The sequence below is a fragment of the Acinetobacter tandoii DSM 14970 = CIP 107469 genome (genome assembly GCF_000400735.1).
Classification (GTDB): Bacteria; Pseudomonadota; Gammaproteobacteria; order Pseudomonadales; family Moraxellaceae; genus Acinetobacter; species Acinetobacter tandoii.
In genome coordinates this window covers 476,606-496,969 of sequence record NZ_KE007367.1, presented here as the reverse complement: position 1 = coordinate 496,969, position 20,364 = coordinate 476,606, and the positions used below count along the sequence as shown (strand labels likewise).

17 protein-coding genes and 1 riboswitch are annotated in these 20,364 nt (G+C 38.8%); of the genes, 12 read left to right on the top strand and 5 right to left on the bottom strand.

Features of this window, described 5'->3' with window-relative positions:
• Positions 1–7 precede the first annotated feature (7 nt).
• Positions 8–1,018, bottom strand: coding sequence for a 50S ribosomal protein L3 N(5)-glutamine methyltransferase (gene prmB / locus I593_RS11705; RefSeq protein WP_016167788.1), 1,011 nt, complete (start codon positions 1,016–1,018; stop codon positions 8–10).
• A gap of 281 nt (positions 1,019–1,299) precedes the next feature.
• On the opposite strand from prmB, the gene I593_RS11700 reads away from it, so the two are divergent.
• The 5 genes from I593_RS11700 to I593_RS11680 all read left to right on the top strand — a co-directional run bounded on the left by I593_RS11700 (position 1,300) and on the right by I593_RS11680 (position 6,434).
• Entirely contained in the window at positions 1,300–1,602 is a 303-nt protein-coding gene (locus I593_RS11700; RefSeq protein ID WP_016167787.1) for a hypothetical protein, read from the top strand.
• A gap of 147 nt (positions 1,603–1,749) precedes the next feature.
• On the top strand, positions 1,750–3,123 hold the full coding sequence (locus tag I593_RS11695) for an ABC1 kinase family protein (RefSeq protein ID WP_016167786.1): 1,374 nt from the start codon (positions 1,750–1,752) through the stop codon (positions 3,121–3,123).
• 233 nt (positions 3,124–3,356) lie between these two features.
• On the top strand, positions 3,357–4,643 hold the full coding sequence (locus I593_RS11690) for an acyl-CoA dehydrogenase family protein (RefSeq protein ID WP_171069601.1): 1,287 nt from the start codon (positions 3,357–3,359) through the stop codon (positions 4,641–4,643).
• Between the two features lie 24 nt (positions 4,644–4,667).
• Complete coding sequence (locus tag I593_RS11685) at positions 4,668–5,867, top strand: acyl-CoA dehydrogenase family protein (protein WP_016167784.1); 1,200 nt, start codon at positions 4,668–4,670, stop codon at positions 5,865–5,867.
• A gap of 81 nt (positions 5,868–5,948) precedes the next feature.
• Entirely contained in the window at positions 5,949–6,434 is a 486-nt protein-coding gene (locus I593_RS11680; protein ID WP_016167783.1) for a GNAT family N-acetyltransferase, read from the top strand.
• A gap of 74 nt (positions 6,435–6,508) precedes the next feature.
• On the opposite strand, the gene I593_RS11675 is transcribed toward I593_RS11680, so the two are convergent.
• Positions 6,509–7,726, bottom strand: coding sequence for an alkane 1-monooxygenase (locus tag I593_RS11675; RefSeq protein ID WP_016167782.1), 1,218 nt, complete (start codon positions 7,724–7,726; stop codon positions 6,509–6,511).
• A 187-nt stretch (positions 7,727–7,913) separates the two neighbouring features.
• On the opposite strand from I593_RS11675, the gene I593_RS11670 reads away from it, so the two are divergent.
• Complete coding sequence (locus I593_RS11670) at positions 7,914–8,837, top strand: AraC family transcriptional regulator (protein ID WP_016167781.1); 924 nt, start codon at positions 7,914–7,916, stop codon at positions 8,835–8,837.
• A 17-nt stretch (positions 8,838–8,854) separates the two neighbouring features.
• Here I593_RS11670 and lpxB read toward each other — a convergent pair whose 3' ends face one another.
• The gene (gene lpxB, locus I593_RS11665) at positions 8,855–10,024 is read right to left on the bottom strand and encodes a lipid-A-disaccharide synthase (protein ID WP_016167780.1); all 1,170 of its coding nucleotides are present in this window, start codon (positions 10,022–10,024) and stop codon (positions 8,855–8,857) included.
• 221 nt (positions 10,025–10,245) lie between these two features.
• Between lpxB and I593_RS11660 the strand changes: the two genes are divergently transcribed.
• The 5 genes from I593_RS11660 (at position 10,246) to I593_RS11635 (ending at position 17,453) form a co-directional block, all read left to right on the top strand.
• Positions 10,246–12,417, top strand: coding sequence for a TonB-dependent siderophore receptor (locus tag I593_RS11660; RefSeq protein WP_016167779.1), 2,172 nt, complete (start codon positions 10,246–10,248; stop codon positions 12,415–12,417).
• 361 nt (positions 12,418–12,778) lie between these two features.
• A complete protein-coding gene (locus I593_RS11655; protein WP_016167777.1) occupies positions 12,779–14,335 on the top strand; it encodes a PepSY-associated TM helix domain-containing protein in 1,557 nt (518 codons plus the stop codon).
• Positions 14,336–14,760: 425 nt separating this feature from the next.
• Complete coding sequence (locus I593_RS11645; protein WP_026441133.1) at positions 14,761–15,651, top strand: sulfite exporter TauE/SafE family protein; 891 nt, start codon at positions 14,761–14,763, stop codon at positions 15,649–15,651.
• Positions 15,652–15,776: 125 nt separating this feature from the next.
• Entirely contained in the window at positions 15,777–16,868 is a 1,092-nt protein-coding gene (locus tag I593_RS11640; RefSeq protein ID WP_042069147.1) for a 3-deoxy-7-phosphoheptulonate synthase, read from the top strand.
• Between the two features lie 60 nt (positions 16,869–16,928).
• Entirely contained in the window at positions 16,929–17,453 is a 525-nt protein-coding gene (locus I593_RS11635; RefSeq protein WP_016167773.1) for a protein tyrosine phosphatase family protein, read from the top strand.
• Here the strand turns inward: I593_RS11635 and ispF are convergent.
• On the bottom strand, positions 17,441–17,932 hold the full coding sequence (gene ispF / locus I593_RS11630; protein WP_016167772.1) for a 2-C-methyl-D-erythritol 2,4-cyclodiphosphate synthase: 492 nt from the start codon (positions 17,930–17,932) through the stop codon (positions 17,441–17,443). The two genes, I593_RS11635 and ispF, sit on opposite strands and share 13 nt — an antisense overlap.
• Positions 17,933–18,033: 101 nt before the next feature.
• Between ispF and I593_RS11625 the strand changes: the two genes are divergently transcribed.
• A complete protein-coding gene (locus I593_RS11625) occupies positions 18,034–18,684 on the top strand; it encodes an A1S_1983 family putative colistin resistance protein (protein WP_016167771.1) in 651 nt (216 codons plus the stop codon).
• Between the two features lie 61 nt (positions 18,685–18,745).
• Here the strand turns inward: I593_RS11625 and I593_RS11620 are convergent, their stop codons facing one another.
• Complete coding sequence (locus I593_RS11620; RefSeq protein WP_016167770.1) at positions 18,746–19,990, bottom strand: D-amino acid dehydrogenase; 1,245 nt, start codon at positions 19,988–19,990, stop codon at positions 18,746–18,748.
• A gap of 142 nt (positions 19,991–20,132) precedes the next feature.
• Positions 20,133–20,221, bottom strand: a riboswitch (glycine riboswitch).
• Positions 20,222–20,364: the final 143 nt, after the last annotated feature.

The following is a 20,364-nucleotide window of genomic DNA, read 5'->3' as shown; positions in this document are numbered from 1 at the left end:
CAACTCCTTATGCTTGAACAGATTGAATGAATAAATCACGGAATTGGCGACATTGTGCGGCTGTTAAAGCAAAGATGCCTGAACCACCCTTTTGGAATTTCAACCAATGGAAATCGATGGTATTGAAGTTTTGTTTCATCGCCCATTCAGAATTACCAACTTCGATAACAATTAAACCATTTTCTGTTAAGTAGTCTGCGGCTTGTGCCAACATTTTACGCACTAAATCAAGGCCATCTTGTCCAGCAGCCAAAGCCAACTCTGGTTCATGGCGGAATTCATCGGGTAAATCTGCCATGTCTTCCGCATCCACATACGGTGGGTTCGATACAATTAAGTCATACTGATTTTCAGCAGGAATTTTAGCGAACAAATCTGACTCTAATAACGCAACTTGATATTGTTTGTCATGATGTTCGGCATTAATTGAAGCAACTTCTAATGCTTCTTTTGAAATATCGGTTGCATCCACTTCCGAATCTGGGAATGCATAAGCCAAAGCAATTGCGATACAACCTGAACCAGTACACATATCTAAAATGCGTTGCGGTGTTTTAGGCTGAGTATTGACAGGAAGATTATTGTCCGCTGCACGCATTTCACCATTTTCATCTAAACAGTAAGGTGCAAAACGGTTTTCAATGAGTTCAGCAATTGGCGAACGCGGAATAAGTACACGCTCATCCACATAAAATGGCTTATTAAAGAAATACGCCAAATTCAATAGATATGAAGTGGGTACTTTTTCATTAATACGGCGTTCAAGCAATTGTAGGAATTCTGCTTTTTCACTTGCTAATAATTTTGCATCTAAAATTTCTGGATCAGCATTCCAGTCTAAAGATAACGTCTGTAATACTAATGCTGAGCTTTCAGCAAAAAAGTCTTCTGTACCTTGACCTAAGTGTGCATCGTATTGACGTAATGCTGTTACCCCAAAACGGATAAAATCACGAATAGTGGTAAGGGTTTCAGCGGCTTCCTGTAAATGTTCAGGGCTAATAGTCGGTCGATCCACTTAAGGCGTCTCCAAGGTCAAAATCATAAAAAACGGCTTATGATACCTTGTTTTGCCTGATTTTATAATGCTTAACTGTGTTTCTTCTCTATTTCATTCCATTTTTCAATCACCTGCAATTTCATTAAAATTCAATCTATATAAGACCACTGGATAGATTTAATATCCAAACTTGCCCCTTAATAAACGGATACAAAACTTTAACCGTTCTCGCCAAAAGCAACTTGAATTAGGGACTTTAGAGACTTATAAATAGCTCATTATTTACTCCTTTTCTTGATATGAGCTATAAACACAACAATCTTATGGCGATGCGCCAAAACTATTGGAGCAATGAATCGCCCGATATTCTTTCTGAAAAATTATTTTTAATGCAACAACTCTCAGAACATCAGGTTTTTAACAGCCCTACTCTAGATGATGCTAAATATTTATTTTTCAGCCTACCCAGTATTGTGATTGTTAAAGGTTATGCACATGGTTTTACCCACATTAGCGTGCAAAACATGATTACGACCTATATCCAAAACCATAAGGTGCAACTCTCGAACAAAGAAGCACTGAAAATAAAATTTCACCTCTAAACAGAATGGTCTGATTCTGCATAAATTTAGATGCAGTTCTAAAAAAACCGCGTCATTCAGCAAGTTGAACTTTTTTAATACGTGAAGACACGTTAATATCCGTTACAATTAACTTTTCTGTGAATTGCTGATTAAGGATTGCATTGAATGTCAGATCAGAATGATAAGCTCAAACAACTTAAAACCTCCTCTATGGATCGTCGCTTATCTATTGCAAAAGCATCCTTACTGGCGGGAACTCGTTGGGCGGCATCCAATGCGACATCAATGTTCTCTAGTGAAGCTGAAAAAGAAAAAAAACGTAAACAAGCCATGAAAGAGCAAGCGAACTATTTAGTTGCTGAAATTGGCAAACTAAAAGGTTCGATTGTAAAGATTGGACAAATGATGGCGCTATATGGCGAACATTTCTTGCCAGAGGAAATTACTCAAGCTCTAAACACCCTAAACAACCAAACCGTTGCACTGGCGTGGCCTGCGATTAAGCAGCATTTAGAGCAACAACTGGGTGATAAAATTCATGAACTGACTATTGATCATGAGCCACTTGGGACGGCTTCATTGGCACAAGTCCATCGTGCAACACGTAAATCGGACGGATTAGAACTGGTATTGAAAATTCAATATCCAGGGGTTGCTGATGCAATTGATTCCGATATGAGCTTGTTTAAAAACATGCTCAAATTGACGCGGATGGTGCCACAAACCCGAGAATTTGATCAGTGGTTTGATGAAGTACGTGAAATGATGCATCGTGAAGTAAGTTACGACATTGAAGCAGCAACCACTAGACGTTTTGCTGAACGATTGAAAGATGATCCGCGTTATATCGTGCCTGAAATTATTGATGAATTTTGTACTGACCAAATTTTATGCATGACATTTGAACGTGGTGTGCCGATTAACAGCCCTGTGATGCTCTCCTTACCACAAAATCGTCGTAATCTTTTAGGTGAAGCTTCTTTAGAAATTGCGGTACGTGAGATTTTTGAATGGGGTGAAATGCAAACCGATCCTAATTTTGGCAACTATTTAGTTCGCTTAGGAGATGGTGAACAGCAACCTGACCAAATTGTCTTACTCGACTTCGGTGCCATTCGTCAATTCGATCAACACTTACTCAGTGTGGCCCGTAATCTTATTTATGCGGGTTATCAGCATGATCCACAAGCAATGGTGAATGCAATGACTGGATATGAGTTTTTTGACTCAATTCCGCAAAGTATTAAACCTGATATGGCAAAAGTTTTCTTATTAGCAACCGAAGCATTTAGCTGTCCTGCCAATAACAAAGATTTGCCTGCTGGTGTGATGGATGAGCATTACCGCTACGACTGGAAAAAAAGTTTGTTACATAGCCGCGTGATGCAACAAGCATCTAAATCAATGGCTTCCCGTTATTTCAGTGTTCCACCAAAAGAATTTATGTTTATTAGTCGCAAATTTATCGGGGCATATACCTTTATGACCGTGATTGATGCCAAAACCAATGTCCGTGACATGATCAAATCTTTTATTTAATTTACTCAGACTAGAATGGCAACTTTGTCATTCTAGTCAATACACACCCCATTTCGAAAATTCAACTATAAATCTTCATAATATAAATCAGTATCTTAAACCAAATCCAACTACTAGATTACCGTTTATCTTTGACAATTGAGTATGTCAACAATGACATAGTTTTTTATATAACGTCATGTCAGCATAAAAATAGCAATTATGCTCATATGGAACGAAAAATAATGACAAATATGGTCAATAAGGCACAAGGATTAGGTTTATCGCTGATTACAAAAATTGCTGGAAGCGACGTTCTGGATCAACTTAAGCTTAGAAAATTCTTAGAAAAATCATTATATCAAGGCTCTAAAACCAGTTTTAAAGCCCTAAGCAAAACACAAAAGGTTTTTAATGGTGCGGAGCCTCATACTAAACAACGCCTACCTAGTCAGCAAAAATCTCTGTTCGACCTCAGCTTAACCGCAGAACAGCAGATGACCTGTGATGCCATGAGTCAATTTGCGACAGAAGTTCTCTACCCACTTGCCCATCAAGCCGACCATCAAGAACAATTCCCTCAGCAACTCTGGGCACACGTTGATGAATTAGGCTTAAATTATTATGCATTACCTGAATCTTTTGGGGGTGTTGCCACTGAAAAAGACATCATCAGTCATATCTTAATTGCAGAACACTTGGCCAAAGGCGATTTCAGCCTAACAGCAGGAATGCTCTCAACGTTTAGTGTAATTAATGCCATAACACAATGGGGTTCCGAACAGATACAAAAACGTTATTTATCTGCATTTGCTGAAGATAGTGAAGTCAGAGCCAGCTTTGCTGTCCAAGAAAATACACCTGCATTCAATCCAATGCAGCTTAAAACCAAAGCCCTCAACAATGATGGTCAAATTTATTTAAGTGGTGAAAAAACATTGGTAATGCTGGGTGAAACCGCCGATGTATTTCTTGTAACTGCTGAATTTCAAGGTCGACCAGATGTATTTGTGGTGAAACGTGATACTTCTATTCGTGCTCAGAAAAATCCTGCAATGGGTTTAAAAGCCACGGAAACCATGACTTTACAGTTTAATCAAACTCCAGCTGAACGCTTAGGAGATGATGACTTTGATTACACAGCTTTTATAGATCTAGGAAATCTTATGTGGTGTGCCATGGCCGTAGGCACTTGTGAAGCAGTTAAACAATACTGTATTCGCTATGCCAATGAACGAACAGCTTTTGGTGAACCGATTTCTCATCGTCAAAGCGTGGCTTTTATGATTGCAGATATGGCGATTGAAATTGATGCCATGCGTATGTTGGTGTTGAATGCTGCAAGTTTGGCAGAAGCAGGTAAACCTTATCATCGTGAAGCATATCTTGCTCGTCTACTCTGCGCTGAAAAATCCATGAAAATTGGTACAGACGGCGTGCAAATTCTAGGTGGTCATGGTTTCACCAAAGAACATCCCGTAGAACGTTGGTACCGTGATTTACGTGCTACGGCGATCTTACATTCAGGTTTACACGCTTAAAAGAATAAAATAAAGGTATCGATTATGAACTTACAAAACCCTAAAAAATTTAAAATTTTACTCGACCAAGCCCATGAAGTTGCATTAAATGTATTACGTCCAATTTCACGCAAATACGACAAAGCCGAACATGCCTACCCAAAAGAACTGGATATGCTCGCATCCTTACTCGATGGCATGAATGACGGCGGTGAAGGCATTAACGCTGGAGCTGCGGTAGGAAAACGCGGTTCACAAGATGACAGCAATAAAAATGGCGTCAATATGTCTACAGCATTGGGCATTATCGAAATGTGTTATGGCGATACAGGGCTGTTACTGTCTATGCCACGTCAGGGACTTGGCAATTCAGCGATTGCTGCCGTTGCGAACGATGAACAATTGGAGCGCTTCAAAGGCACATGGGCTGCAATGGCAATCACCGAACCCAATTGTGGTTCTGACTCTGCTGCTATTCGCACCACAGCCACTAAAGATGGTGACGACTACATCTTAAATGGTGAAAAAATATTTGTGACTTCTGGCGAACGTGCCGATTCTGTTGTGGTCTGGGCGACACTGGATAAAAAACTTGGTCGTGCTGCCATCAAATCTTTTGTAGTACCAAAAGGTACAGCAGGTATGACAGTTGAACGACTGGAACACAAACTCGGAATTAAAGCATCTGATACTGCCGTGATTCGTTTTGACCAATGTCGTGTCCCTGCGGAAAACTTACTCGGCAATGCCGAAATTGATGTCGCAAAAGGCTTTGCTGGGGTGATGGAAACTTTTGATAACACGCGTCCTTTGGTCGCTGCAATGGCTATTGGATGTGCCAAAGCCTCTTTAGAACGCATCAAAGAAATTTTTCAGGATCAACTTGATTCAAACTATGCCACCCCTTATTTGCAATGTTCCAACCTAGCAGCTCAGATTTATAAAATGGAAGCAGAATGGGAAGCCGCACGTCTGCTCATGTTAAAAGCTACGTGGATGGCAGACAATAAAAAACCAAACTCTAAAGAGGCTTCTATCGCAAAAGCCAAAGCAGGTCGTGTTGGCAATGACATTACATTAAAGTGTGTGGAACTTGCCGCTTCTGTTGGTTATAACGAAACAGAGCTTTTAGAGAAATGGGCACGTGATTCTAAAATCTTGGACATTTTTGAAGGTACGCAGCAAATCCAACAGCTCATTATTGCACGGCGCGAACTGGGTAAAAGCTCAAGTGAGTTAAAGTAAGCCCTATCCGCTTAAAAACACCCTTACAAATGATGGATTATTTGTTATAACAATCCATCATTTAAATACTTTACTTATCCAATGTTTCAAATTCGTACACTCCAAGAACAAGATAATCCTGCAATTGCCCAAATTATTCGTGAAGTGTCCAAAGAATTTGGCCTTGCGCCTGAATCTGGCTTTGCTGTTGCAGACCCTATTTTAGACAATTTATATCAAGTCTATAGTCAGCCGAATGCACAGTATTGGGTAATTGAAAATGCACAAGGTCAAATTTTAGGTGGTGGTGGACTTTCGCCGCTTAGTGGCGATCATGCGACGCTTGAAATTCAAAAGATGTATTTTTTACCTGAAATTAGAGGCTTAGGCTTTGCCAAGCAAATCTTAGAACAATGTTTCGAATTCGCTTCAGCGCGAGGCTATCGTTCCTGTTATTTGGAAACAACCGAATCTTTATGGCAAGCGGTCAAACTTTATGAAAAGTTGGGCTTTCAACACCTATCAACACCCAAAGGTCATACGGGCCATAGCCATGCCTGTGAAATCTGGATGGAAAAACCACTTTAAAATACGCACAAAATGACATCAATCCTACTGAATTGATGTCATTTCTTACTCAATTTTAAATGATGTATAAATCATTATGAGTTCAGTAATTTGTCTATCACACCAAATTTCTTAAAAATCTTCGCTCTACGCTTAGGATGAATATTGGCTTTATTTAAGTCACCGCCATAATGTTTAAATACACGCTTATCCATCATTTTGAACCATAAAGGTGGGATCATGGCAGGTAAAAGCATACTCGCATAGCCACTTGGCAGCTCTGGTGCTTCATCGAAATGTCGCAAAGCTTGGAATGGTCGAGTTGGATAAGCATGATGATCTGAATGGCGTTGCAATTGATATAAGAACAAATTGGTCACAATGTTATTGTTATTCCAACTATGCTCAGGCATGGTTCGCTCATATTTGCCATTTTCATCTTTCTGGCGCAACAAACCATAGTGCTCAATATAGTTAATAATTTCAAACAAGCTAATGCCATATAAAGATTGTGTGAGTAAATATGGCGTAATACCTGCACCAAACATTTTAATCATGCTGGCATGAAATGTGGCACTCATTCCCCAGCCTTGTAACAACTCATTATCCTTAGACCAAAACGTCTTGCCTTTACGTTTCAAACGATTACTTTCAATTTCAATTGCAGATTTAAACGAGCCAATCACGGTTCTAGGTAAAAACTCATAAAAAGTTTCCCCCATACGCGAGGATGCAGGGTCTTCTGGTGTTGCCGCACGCTTATGATGCCCATACGGATGCTCAATACGAAAATGGTTATAGCCTGTCGGGACCAAGGCCAAATGTGACAGAATATGATCCAAGCGATCTGACTTATGGCTTAATTCATGGGCTGTATTGATTGCAATACCGTTAATTGCTCCCATAGAAACACCGAGTAAAATTTTATCCAATAAAGACGTCTCTTTACGTCCCACCAAATAACACGCATAAACATTGGCTGCATACTGAAGTGGAATAAAAGTTTTTACCAAACGCGCATAATAAGGATCTTGTTCTAGTAATTTCACATCTTCAGCAGAAGGGTTGTTTTGATCTTTACCAATGAATGCATCAATTGTAGGAATAATGACATGAAGCAATAAGGGGCCACCTAAAGCAAATGCCTTTTTTAATGGACGTGGTGCAAACTGATAGCCTGCTAAAATTCCCATGCCAATCACAGGTAAAGCGGGACTGATTGCCCATAAATAGCGTTTTTTATCTAAAGCCATCCCCGCTTTAACTGGAAGCAAAATCGAATCCTGTTCTGTTACTTTGACTGTTGCATTCATTTGCAAACCTTTCCTTCTTTTCTTGTTATGTATATATTTTCTTAATTCGTCCTCAAGCTACAGTAGTAACCGTCCATAAAAACTATGTAATCGTCCTTGGCTTAATTTGATAAACAATGACCTACAAACACATATGACAAACTGCTGATCATTGTATATTTCAGCAGATAAGAAAGAATGAAAAGACATGGATGCACTAAGTAAAATTTTTGATGATATTCATCTGAACAAATCGGAATACCTTTATTTGAAAGCGCAAGGAGACTGGTGTTTTCAATATCAAGACCAGAGTGCGATGGTGGCTTATGCTATGGTCACAGGTCATGCCATCATTCAATTAGATGCAACTACACAAGTTCAAGCACGTGCGGGCGATTTAATTTTAATCCCTTCAGGTCAAAGCCATACCGCCTTTAATACGCCAAACCCCTTGGTTGATACATTAAATATTACCCATCGTTTCGATGAAACTGGTGAAAAAAGTATTGAATTTGGCACGGGTGTAGGAAAACAGACTGTCATCTTAGCAATCCGCTGCCATATGGACAGTATCATGGCACGACCATTGCTCAATGCCTTACCCCACTCTATTCATCTGCATCAAATGAATGGACAAACGATTCCTGAATGGCTACAAATTGGCTTACAGTTTTTAGCGGTAGAAACGCTACAAGTCCAGCCAGGTCGTGACAAAATTTTAGATCATTTAGTGAGTATATTTTTTATTGAATGCGTTCGCGATTACATTTTACAACTGAGTGATAGCAACAACTGGTTAGCGGCACTCTCTCATCCAGAATTATCCAATGCCTTAGCAGCCATTCACGGGCAACCGCAACGCGCTTGGACGGTAGAAACACTAGCAGAGCAATGCTGTATGTCACGTTCCAAATTTGCTCAATTATTTAGTCAAATTGTGGGTGAAACGCCTCTTGCCTATTTGCAGCAACATCGGCTACGCATAGCATCACAATACCTAAGACAAGGACAATACACGATTCAACAAATTGCCCACTTGGTGGGCTATGCTTCCGAAACGGCATTCAGTCAAACCTTTAAAAAGCAGTTTGATCTAACACCCACTCAATACCGCCAACAATTTATGCAATAGCACAAATATGTCGCACGTTATAGCAAACTTAAAATGGCTTGTACGGGATCTTCACTATTGCCAGAAAGTAGCTGTTTATGCATGGTAATGTGCTGCATAACCTGAATTTGCGCCACTTCAATATTCATGAGTTTTTCGATTTCATACGCTAAGTTTTCTGGTGTTGCGTCGTTCTGAATCAATTCCTGAATCACTTTTTTGCCTGCAATAATATTTGGCAAAGAATAATAAGGAATCTTAATTAGCAATTTTGCAATGAAATAAGTTAAAGAATTGAGCTTATAAAAAGTGACCATCGGACGGTGTAACAGCATCGCTTCCAAAGTTGCGGTGCCTGAAGCCAAAGCCACAATATTAGCTGCATTCATCACCTGACGACCAATTTTAGACTCCGTGTCTGTATTTTCTAATAAATGCACTTTAGCGCGGAAAGCATCAGAATAATGTTGCAGTAAATGTTCAATTTGATGTTTACGTGCATCATTAATCGCTGGAATCAGAAATTCGTAGTCTGGGTATTTTTGGCTCAGAATTTCTCCTGCTTTGAGTACCAATGAACCTAAGCGTTCCACCTCTCCACGGCGACTGCCTGGTAATAACGCAATATGCTTATGATTCGTTGCCAAACCAAGTTCTTGCTTAGCTTCGACCAAATCATTTTTTAAAGGCAGTTGACTTGCTAATGGATGACCAACAAAAGCTGCTGGTACATCAAACCGTTTATAGAAAGCTTTTTCGAATGGAAATAAACACAGCACCAAGTCAATACTTGCCTTAATTCCATGCACACGTCCTTGTCGCCATGCCCAAACCGAAGGGCTGACATATTGCACAGTTTTAATCGGTAATTGTTTTTGTTTCAAACTTTTAGATAAACGCAAATTAAAATCAGGTGCATCTATACCGATAAAGATATCTACGGGTTGTTTCGTCCATTTTTCAACCAGACCATCACGTACTGCAAATAATTTTTTAATGTCTTTTAAGACCTCAACAATCCCCATAACCGATAAAATATCCATCGGATAGTCACTTTGAAAGCCTTCCGCAATCATTTGAGGACCACCAATTCCTTCAAACTCAGCATCAATTCCTTGTTCACGAAAACTGCGAATTAATTTGGCACCTAAAGTATCACCAGAAACTTCACCGACGACGATGCCTATTTTTAATTTTTTGTTGTTCAAGACTTTATGCTCTGTTCAAAGTTAAACGTCTCAATATTCTAGCATAGGCAATGCATTTGAAAAATTTAGGAAAATGGTTAAAGCGTAAAACTACACCACTTTCTAAATCTAATTTGACCATGAAGTCTTTTTAACTCATCTAGATTTACAATAGTTACACAATTGAACATTCTTAAATTTAAAAATAAACTTAATGCGAATCATTTACATTTTCAATCATCATGTTAAAGTCCCCCGCGTTATTTAAGTATTCCTTACTTGCTTTTACCATTGCACATATCAATCTTAGTTTTGCCCAAGATGATGTTACAACGCTGTCTACTATTCAGCTACGAGCCGATGTAACAACCAATCAAAGCTCCGAGGAAACCAAGGCGTACAAGGTTAAAAAAAGTAATAGCGCCACCAAACTGAATATTGATACACAAGAAACACCACAAACTGTAAATGTGGTGACACGTCAGCAAATTGATGATTTCGGCTTAAATTCAACACGCGAAGTATTAAAAAATACACCAGGGGTGACGGTTCTTAATCAGGAAACTGAACGAACCACTTATATGGCACGTGGGTTTGAAATCTCTAATATTCTGACTGACAGTGTTGGCTTCCCTCTTTCTAACTGGAACTATAACAATACCAATCCTGATACTTTCTTTTATGATCGAGTTGAAGTGATTAAAGGTGCCGATGCCCTTTCCAATGCCTTTGGTGACCCTAGCGCGACAATTAACAATATTCGCAAACGCCCAACCAAAGAGTTTCAAGCCAATGCAGGAATGAGTTATGGTTCATGGAATACTGAACGTTATGAAGCAGATATTTCTGGGTCTCTTACTCAAGATGGACGCGTTCGTGGCCGATTAATGGGCTATGAACAAATGGGGGATTCTTATTTAGATCGATATTCTTCTGAAAAAAATGGTTTTGCAGGAGTTATTGAAGCGGATCTGACAGATACGACCTTGTTAACTGTTGGTTATAGCCAAAATCAGAATAAACCAAATGCAAACAACTGGGGAGCTTTACCTTTACTTGGAGCAAATGGTCAACAACTGTCTTATGACCAAAAATACAATCCAAACCCAGACTGGGCACATTGGGACAATACTGCTCAAAATGCCTTTGTAGAGTTAAAACAAAAACTTGGAGATAAATGGGCTGCTAAACTTACCTATAACTACAATGATTTAGAACATAATAGCCGTTTACTCTATTATTACGGCAATCCACAAGCCGATGGTTCAGGAGTTTCCCTCACAGCATGGGGTGGTAAAGAACATCTACGTCAACATCTTGCCGACCTAAATTTTGAAGGAAGTTACGACTTATTTAATCGAGAACACGAAGCTACTTTCGGATACAGCCGCATTCAATCTAAACAGAATGATCAGCAATCTAGCGGCTTTATTAATGACAGTAATATCAACAATGTTACTAGTGTTTATAATGGTGTTTCATATACAACACAATACACAACCAATTGGGCAAGCTGGACACCCAAATCAGTCACATGGTCTGCATTTTCTGATGCAGCCGACTATAAACAAGATATCAACTCTTTCTATGCAGCCACACGTCTACATTTAACCGATAATTTAAAATTCATTTTAGGTGGCAATTATGTTGAGGCCTCGAGTAAAGGCATAAGTTATGGCTCTGCCATGAACTATGATGAAAGTAAGTTCTCCCCATATGCAGGATTAACTTATAATTTCACACCAGAATATACGGGTTACATGAGCTATACATCTATTTTCAGACCACAAACGGGTATAGAAGAAACCACGGGGCAAGCACTCAAACCGGTCGAAGGTGAAAGCTATGAAGCTGGTTTTAAAAGCTCATGGTTAGACGATAAATTAACTGGCTCACTTGCTGTATTTAGAACATTGCAAAATAACTATCCTCTGCGCAATTCTGATGGCAATCCATTAAACCATAAGGTACAAAGCAGTGAACTACGCTCTCAAGGTGTTGAGCTTGGTCTATCTGGTCAATTAACTGATAACATAAATCTGGCATTTGGATATACACAATTCAGCCTGAAAGATCTGAAAAATGGTGGTGCCGCCAGAACCTACAATCCAAATCAGACAATTAACCTATTAGCGACATATACAGTGCCTGCTTTACCTAAATTAAAAGTTGGTGCTGGTTTTCAATGGCAAGATAATATTAAACTCTATGACTCAAATTTAAACAGCACCATCACTCAGGATGATTATGCCCTAATCAACTTAATGGCAAGCTATGAAGTCAACAAACATGTCAGCCTACTGGTTAACGGTAATAATATTACCGATAAGAAGTATTTAAATAGCTTCCCTAATGGTCAAGCATTTTATGGCGAGCCAGCAAACTATACGATGTCTGTAAAATTTAAGTATTAATGAACCCGCCAAGCCTGAACCATCAGGCTTGGTTTTTTGCATTTCCATAGTGATTTATTTTATGAGTAAAGCATTACCTCTTTCACTGACCTACCGTATTCAAGTGCTGTATCGTTTTATTATAGCCTTCATACTTGGTTTTATTTGTACAGCTTTACTCAGTTTAGCCTTAACACATCTGTTTCATCTGAGTTTACCCAAAGCAGAATCAATCTTTTTAGCGGCTTTCATCAGTCTTATTTTTTATGTTTTCTTTGTGATTACCAGTTTCTGTATTCAATCTCTTATAAAGCTCACATTCGTGAGCATAGCCTCATGTGTTGTTGTTCTTCTTTTATTATTTCTAGGAATGGGTTAATTCATGCATAAAAGTATTCGTCAATCGATGGCATGGTTACATTCTTGGACAGGGTTATTGCTCGGATGGGTCATATTCGCAATATTCCTAATGGGAACAGCATCGTATTATCGCCACGAAATTAACTTATGGATGCAACCCCAACTGGCAAAATATGAAATTCAACAACAAATCGCCATTCTATCGGCGACAAACTATTTGCAAAATCATGCACCCGACGCAAAATCATGGTTTATAGGTATTGCCTCAGCCGAATCACCTGTCAATAATATTTATTGGCAAAAAGCAGATGGCGGCTATGAAAGTAAAACTCTAGATGCAACTACAGGAAAAGAATTGAGCCTTTCAGCTACTGAAGGTGGCGACTTTTTCTATCACTTCCATTACCAACTTTTTGGTCTACCAGTTGATATCGGACGAGTTGCCGTTTCTATCGCTGCTTTTATTATGCTGATTGCCCTAATTTCAGGCATTATTACCCATAAAAAGATTTTCACTGATTTCTTTACTCTTCGAACCTTTAAATCACAGCGTTCTTGGCTTGATTTTCATAATGTATCCTCTGTGATTGCACTGCCTTTTTTCTTGATGATTACCTTTACGGGTTTAGCAATTTTCTTTTATTTGTATCTTCCGTGGGGTATGAAAGCGCTTTATCCTGAAAATCCATATCAGTATTTTACTGAAATCCGAACCAATGTCGTAACGCAAAACACATCAATAACACCTCAGGCTAATTTGCAAATGTCAGAATTACTGCAAAAAGTGGAACAGCATTGGGGCAAACAAGAATTGCGTTCCATTTCGGTACAAAATCCAAATACAAATCAAGCTTTATACACGTTTACACAGCTACAAGATCATAGTATTACGGGCAATCAACCTCAAATTACTTTACGTGGGCACGATGCATTGATAACAGCTGCAACACGGAATAATAGTGCTGTTGCCACCTTAAGCTTTGGCGTGTATGGCTTACATATGGCGACCTTTGCTCAACCCTTGTTACGTCTGGCCTTATTTTTTTCAGGGCTGTTAGGTTGTTGCATGATTGCATCAGGACTATTGTTATGGAGTCTAAAACGACAACTCCAAAATAAAACACAGCAGTTTCATTTGGGTCATTATCTTGTCGACCGATTGAATGTAGCGACTTTTGTAGGTTTACCCCTTGCAATGATGGGTTATTTCTATACCAATCGTTTGGTCTATATCACCGCTGATATGCCCAATTATGAAATTTACAATTTCTTTATATTCTGGGGCTTAAGTTTGGTCGCAGCATTTTTCACGCCAAAACAATGGCTGTGGCGGTCTCAACTGGCCTGCTTAATTATCTTGGCTGCATGTCTACCTGCTTTTGATTTATTTTACTTAATTCAGCACCAGTATATTGATAGTCTTAGGAGCTACTGGGCTTTTTTCCGTGTAGATCTATTTTTTATTTTACTCGCTATTTTAAGCTATTTTATTTTTAAGAATATTCATCCGATTCAAACAACAGCTAAACAAAAAATCATCAAGAAACTCACTTCAACACCAGAGGTAAAAGCGTCATGATGATTATGTTTAGCTTTGCTTTTATCTTTCTAGGTTTGTGGGTTTTGCACTTGCTTAGTAGCAAGCAGATTATGAAAACCAAGCATTCCTCGCTACATGTTTTGACGCAATATCCATTCATTAGTCGCTGTTTAGCTTATCTTCTATTCTTTAGTGCTGCTGCCGTTTTCATTGATCATTATGGAATTTCAATTGGATTTGTCAGTTGGTGGATTTTTTCCAGCCCAGTATCCTTTCTTTTAATTATGTGTATCAATGACTTAAAAAAGAGTTCGGTAAAGAAAAGAAGCTAAAATTTACATCATTTCATATAACGCTAAAGATTGCTTTAGCGTTTTTTTGCATAAGCAAATCATTTATCAAGACAAACACTTATCTTAAAAAGTCATAACATATGCATGGTTTATCATATTTGGCTTCTATACATGTTTGGTTCTCTTGAATATATTCTTGCAGGCGTTTTGGTTGGGTTTTGTGTGGGTATTACGGGTGTAGGTGGTGGTTCTCTCATGACCCCTATTCTGATTAGCCTATTTAAAATTGAGCCTCACATCGCAATTGGAACCGATCTATTGTATGCATCGATTTCTAAATTTTGCGGTTCGATGGTTCATGCCAAAAAAATGAATATTGTCTGGCCCATCGTCATTTGGCTTGCAGTAGGCAGTATTCCAGCCTCTTTTGCCACACATTGGGTGCTTGATAATTATTTAAGTCAGTCCACACACTATAAAGCTGTTCTGACAATGGTCTTAGGCTTTATGCTGACCTTAACTGGTGTATCTATTATTTTCCGTGGGCATATTGAACGCTTTTTCAATAAATTCCGCAAAGATGAACAATTGGATATGACCGAAGACTTGGAAAAAGTAAACTTCCAAGCCAAAGATAAACGCGCTTATATCATTATCATGGGTGTGGTGCTTGGTGTATTTGTTACTTTATCCTCTGTAGGTGCAGGCGCGTTTGGTATCATGGCATTGGTCATCATGTTCCCTAATTTACCTATGATTCGCATCATTGGTTCTGATGTAGTACATGCTGTTCTACTCACGCTCGTGGCTGGTCTTGGTCACATGAGCTCAGGTAATGTCGATTTCCAACTTTTAGGTTGGTTATTGGTCGGCTCAATTCCTGCCATCATTATCGGGACATTGATTAGTTCTCGATTACCTGAAAAAATTATTCGTAAAATCTTGGGGATCACACTTTTTGCCCTAGGTGTGAATTTTATCATTCACCCTGTAAAAGCAAAACCTGTTCAAAAACCGACCACTGCAATGGTTTATACTGTAGAAAAATCACACAGCGTTTAAACTATCTATTCGGATAATCTATTTTTTTCACGGTTTTATTAGTCTTTTGTATAGCAAAAGGCTAATTAAATCGTGCTATATTCAATCAACTAAAAAACTCTTGTATGATCGATCTAGTGACAGCAATGAATACACAACAGCCAACCCCTATTACTCAATCAGACATTGACGACTTAAATGTGAAAAGCATTCAGCCTTTAGTAACTCCAGCAGAACTAAAAAAAGAATTGCCATTAACGGGAAATGCATATCAAACCGTACTTAAAGGTCGTGAAACGATTCGCAATATTTTAGATGGTAAAGATAAGCGTCTTTTTGTCGTAATTGGTCCTTGTTCTATTCACGATACAGTTGCTGCTCATGATTATGCAGATCGCCTAAAAGTACTCAGCGAAAAAGTTAAAGATACACTTTATATCGTAATGCGTGTGTATTTCGAAAAACCGCGTACTACAGTAGGTTGGAAAGGTTTAATTAACGACCCAGATATGAACGACTCGTTCAATATTGAAAAAGGTCTACGTATTGGTCGTCAATTGCTGTTGGAATTGAATGAAAAAGGTTTACCTTGTGCCACTGAAGCGCTTGACCCGAACTCGCCACAATATTATCAAGATTTAATTTCTTGGTCTGCGATTGGCGCACGTACAACTGAAAGTCAAACTCACCGTGAAATGTCTTCAGGTTTATCGTCTCCTGTTGGTTTCAAAAATGGCACAGATGGCGGCTTAACTGTTGCAACTAATGCGATGCAATCGGTTAAACACGGGCATAGTTTCTTAGGTTTGAATGAACTTGGTCAAGTTTCTGTGATTCGCACCAGCGGCAACCCTTATGCACATGTGGTTTTACGTGGTGGTAATGGTAAACCTAACTATGATGCAGGCTCAGTCGCAGAAGCTGAAAATGCATTAGCAAAAGCCAAAGTCAGTACCAAAATCATGATTGATACCAGTCATGCCAACTCAAATAAAGACCCATTCTTGCAACCTCTTGTTCTAAAAAATATTACTGAACAAATTTTAGATGGAAACAAATCGATTGTCGGTATTATGGTTGAAAGCCATTTAAAAGGCGGTCGTCAAGATATTCCTGACAACCTATGTGATTTAGAATATGGTAAGTCAGTTACAGATGGCTGTATTGACTGGGATACAACAGAGAAAGTATTGCTAGAAATGCACAACGCTTTGAAAGATGTATTACCAAATCGCTAAGCATCCAAGCGCCATCCCCTAGGATGGCGTTTTGTTTAATGCCAATGAAAAGTTACCGTTATGAATCAACTTGAAAACGCCTTAAGCCACATTGACCATTTCCAGTTCGTGCATGAACATTTATTCAGTTCTGGGCAACCGACAATTGAACAGTTAAAACACATCAAAGAATATGGTGTAACAACTGTAATCAATCTGGCACTAAACGATGCTGAAAACCATCTTCTGAATGAAGACCGTATTTGCTTAGAACTAGGATTGAATTATGTTCATATTCCTATTCTTTGGGACACACCTTCAGATGAACAATGTCTCTTAGTTTTAGACATGTTGCATCATTTGGTTCAAGAGCAGATGGTTTGGGTTCATTGTGCTCATAACCTTCGTGTCAGTAGCCTAATCTATCTTTATCGCCAGTACTATATGGACATAGATATCGCCAGCGCTCAAGATTTACTACATGCTGTTTGGGAACCAAATGAGACATGGACAGGGCTAATTCATGCTGTAGCCTTACAACTTCAAGGCCGTAAAGCTACCAAAGAGTTACAACAGTCACTAATGAGTGCAAATCATTTTGCTTGATGGCTAATCAAAACTGTAGCGGTTGCCAAAATACCTTCCTGACGGCCCGTAAAACCTAGTTTTTCTGTGGTTGTTGCTTTAATACTAATTTGAGTAACATCCACATTCAGCACATCCGCAATTGATTGTCGCATCTCTAAATTATACTTTGCTAATTTTGGACGCTCACAGGCTACTGTCATATCAGCATTATTCAATACATAACCACGATCTAAAATTAACTGGTACACATGTTTTAACAGCACTCGACTGTCTGCGCCTTTAAATTCAGGATCTGTATCTGGAAAATGCTGCCCAATATCACCCAGTGCAAGTGCACCCAATAATGCATCACATAACGCATGTAGTACCACATCACCATCGGAATGTGCTTTTAAACCGTGTGTATGCGGAATTTTAACGCCAGCCAAAGTAACAAATTCGCCTTCCTCAAAAGCGTGTACATCCATTCCTTGACCAATTCGAATATGTGCGACCATTAAGTTACGCTCCCTCAGAAATAAATGCTTGAAATCTTGTATTCAGTGTTTCGACTTCGCTATAGTTACACTAGCACAGTGTTGTGAAAGTATAAGCCATCATGTTGTTGAATACAGACATTAAATTCCTTAAAACTATAGCATTTTTCATTGGTATCGGTTGCATGTACACCAACCTGAGTTACGCTCAAGAAATTGATTGTAGTAAAACTGACACCGCTGCAATTAAAACAATGTGTTCTAGCAGTTTCGAACAGCAACGGCAAAAACTCAAAAATCAATATCTGACTGCATTTCTAATCAGTGATGCACCATTACGATTATTAGATGATACCCATAGTGTATGGCTGAAACGCACACAACAATGTAAATCTGAATCTTGTTTTAAACAGCAATTTGAACTTCGTACTGATGATTTAAATTTTTATACCTCGTTGAATCAGAGCTTGACCCAACATTATTTAAAATTTGAAAATGGTAAGCTTGCACAACAACCAATTCATCTACAAGTTCATCAGCTTGGTAAAGACAGTATTAAAATTGAAGGAATTGCCTACCGCAATCCAAACAATAAGAAGGAAACTCAAACAATTCCTTTCTTGGCTTATACTACCCCAGAGAAAAAACAAAATATTGTCGACAATGAACATGACTGTAGATATCAATTTGATTATTACAAAGCAATTTTAACTGTCAAAACCCAACAAAAAGGTTGTGAGCGATTTACTGGTGTTTATCGCCTATATGATTAATCTATACAACTTCACGAAATAAAAAAAGGCACAGGAAATTCTGTGCCTTTTTTTGCTGATATTAAGCTGGATAAGCTGAAGCAATCTCCTGACTAATCATCACTGCGGTAGCAGCAGACAAAGTCCAACCTAAATGCCCATGCCCTGTATTATAAAACACTCGCTCACGACGACCACGACGCACAATTGGCATCATATTTGGCATCATGGGGCGTAAACCCGCCCAAGGTACGACACTCTGCGTGGAGATATCGAAGTTTTTATTCGCCCAATCCACCAAAGGCTGAATTCGATCGGAACGAATATCACGGTTATACCCATTAAACTCTGCGGTACCTGCAATTCTTAAGCGGCTAGCTCCTAAACGTGATGTAACAATCTTAGCACTTTCATCGAGCAAACTCACCCATGGTGCATGTTGTACGCTTTGCTCATCATTTAAATTAATGGTTATTGAATAGCCTTTTACAGGATAAACATTCACTTTATCACCCAGTAAGTGTGCCAATTGATAGCTACCTACACCACCACAAACCACCACAGCATCGGCGTCAAAATATTCTGATGTCTGTTCTACTGAATGCATATTTTCAGTGCTGGCTTTACAGACTACTGTCACCCCTTTTTCATGGTGCTGTACATCAGTCACTTCTAAGCCAAAACGATATTTTACGCCATATTTTTCTGTCGCTTTGGCTAGTCCATTGGTAAATTTATGGATATCTCCCGTTGCATCACCAGGACAATAAAAACCAGCATAGTAGTCACCCGTCAAACTTGGCTCAATCTGTTTAATTTCTTCAGGTGTGACCGCATGGCGCTCTAAACCACCTGTACAAAGTAATTCATTTACTCGTGTTGCCACTTCATAATCAGCCTGATTATGATAAAAATGTAAAATGCCTCGTTTTTCCAAATCAAACTGAATTTGTTCCTGTTCAGCAATATCAAATAAACGTTTCCGCGCCATTAGTGCTAATTTCACCGTATCACGGGTATTTTCTTTATAGTATTTAATATTGCCCAAAAATTCGACTAACCATGCATATTTATGCACATCAAAAGATGGGTTTAACAACAACGGAGCATCTTTGCGAGACATCCATTTAATGCCCTTCAATACAGTCGATTTTTGATTCCAAACTTCTGCATTGCATGCCGAAAGCTGACCACCATTGGCAAATGAAGTTTCCATTGCAGGATAAAGATGTTTATCGATGACGGTTACGTCGTAGCCCAGTTGTGACAATTCGTAGGCTGAAGTTACCCCAGTAATTCCAGAGCCAATAACAATAATATGTGGCATAAAGCACTCCTTGGAAATGCATGCATTCCTTGTGTTGTGCCCCATCTGTCATTGGTACCTGAGAGCTTCGGTCATATTAAACATATAACCATCCCCTTCGGTGAGTGCCTTTGTTATGTTTATGCACTTCTCTCCAGATTTTGAAATTATTACAGTCCTTCTGCCTGAGAGTTTCCGGGGTCGTTGCTCCTTCGGCGAGCACATACTGTGCTTCTCTCCTGCAATAATTGCTTATTATAATATGAGCAATATATATACCATTTACGAGTGCAAAATACACAAATTAAATGCTGTATTATACCAAATCAGCATAATCCAAGTTATTTATCTTTAAATTCATATATTTATAAGATTATTATTTTTTAGATTTTTAA

Excerpts from the sequence above, each read along its gene's own strand:
- I593_RS11700 (WP_016167787.1), top strand. The coding sequence starts at position 1,300 with ATGAGCTATAAACACAACAATCTTATGGCGATGCGCCAAAACTATTGG.
- I593_RS11695 (WP_016167786.1), top strand. The coding sequence starts at position 1,750 with ATGTCAGATCAGAATGATAAGCTCAAACAACTTAAAACCTCCTCTATG.
- I593_RS11690 (WP_171069601.1), top strand. The coding sequence starts at position 3,357 with ATGGTCAATAAGGCACAAGGATTAGGTTTATCGCTGATTACAAAAATT.
- I593_RS11685 (WP_016167784.1), top strand. The coding sequence starts at position 4,668 with ATGAACTTACAAAACCCTAAAAAATTTAAAATTTTACTCGACCAAGCC.
- I593_RS11680 (WP_016167783.1), top strand. The coding sequence starts at position 5,949 with ATGTTTCAAATTCGTACACTCCAAGAACAAGATAATCCTGCAATTGCC.
- I593_RS11675 (WP_016167782.1), bottom strand. The coding sequence starts at position 7,726 with ATGAATGCAACAGTCAAAGTAACAGAACAGGATTCGATTTTGCTTCCA.
- I593_RS11670 (WP_016167781.1), top strand. The coding sequence starts at position 7,914 with ATGGATGCACTAAGTAAAATTTTTGATGATATTCATCTGAACAAATCG.
- I593_RS11660 (WP_016167779.1), top strand. The coding sequence starts at position 10,246 with ATGTTAAAGTCCCCCGCGTTATTTAAGTATTCCTTACTTGCTTTTACC.
- I593_RS11655 (WP_016167777.1), top strand. The coding sequence starts at position 12,779 with ATGCATAAAAGTATTCGTCAATCGATGGCATGGTTACATTCTTGGACA.
- I593_RS11645 (WP_026441133.1), top strand. The coding sequence starts at position 14,761 with ATGTTTGGTTCTCTTGAATATATTCTTGCAGGCGTTTTGGTTGGGTTT.
- I593_RS11640 (WP_042069147.1), top strand. The coding sequence starts at position 15,777 with ATGAATACACAACAGCCAACCCCTATTACTCAATCAGACATTGACGAC.
- I593_RS11635 (WP_016167773.1), top strand. The coding sequence starts at position 16,929 with ATGAATCAACTTGAAAACGCCTTAAGCCACATTGACCATTTCCAGTTC.
- ispF (WP_016167772.1), bottom strand. The coding sequence starts at position 17,932 with ATGGTCGCACATATTCGAATTGGTCAAGGAATGGATGTACACGCTTTT.
- I593_RS11625 (WP_016167771.1), top strand. The coding sequence starts at position 18,034 with ATGTTGTTGAATACAGACATTAAATTCCTTAAAACTATAGCATTTTTC.
- I593_RS11620 (WP_016167770.1), bottom strand. The coding sequence starts at position 19,990 with ATGCCACATATTATTGTTATTGGCTCTGGAATTACTGGGGTAACTTCA.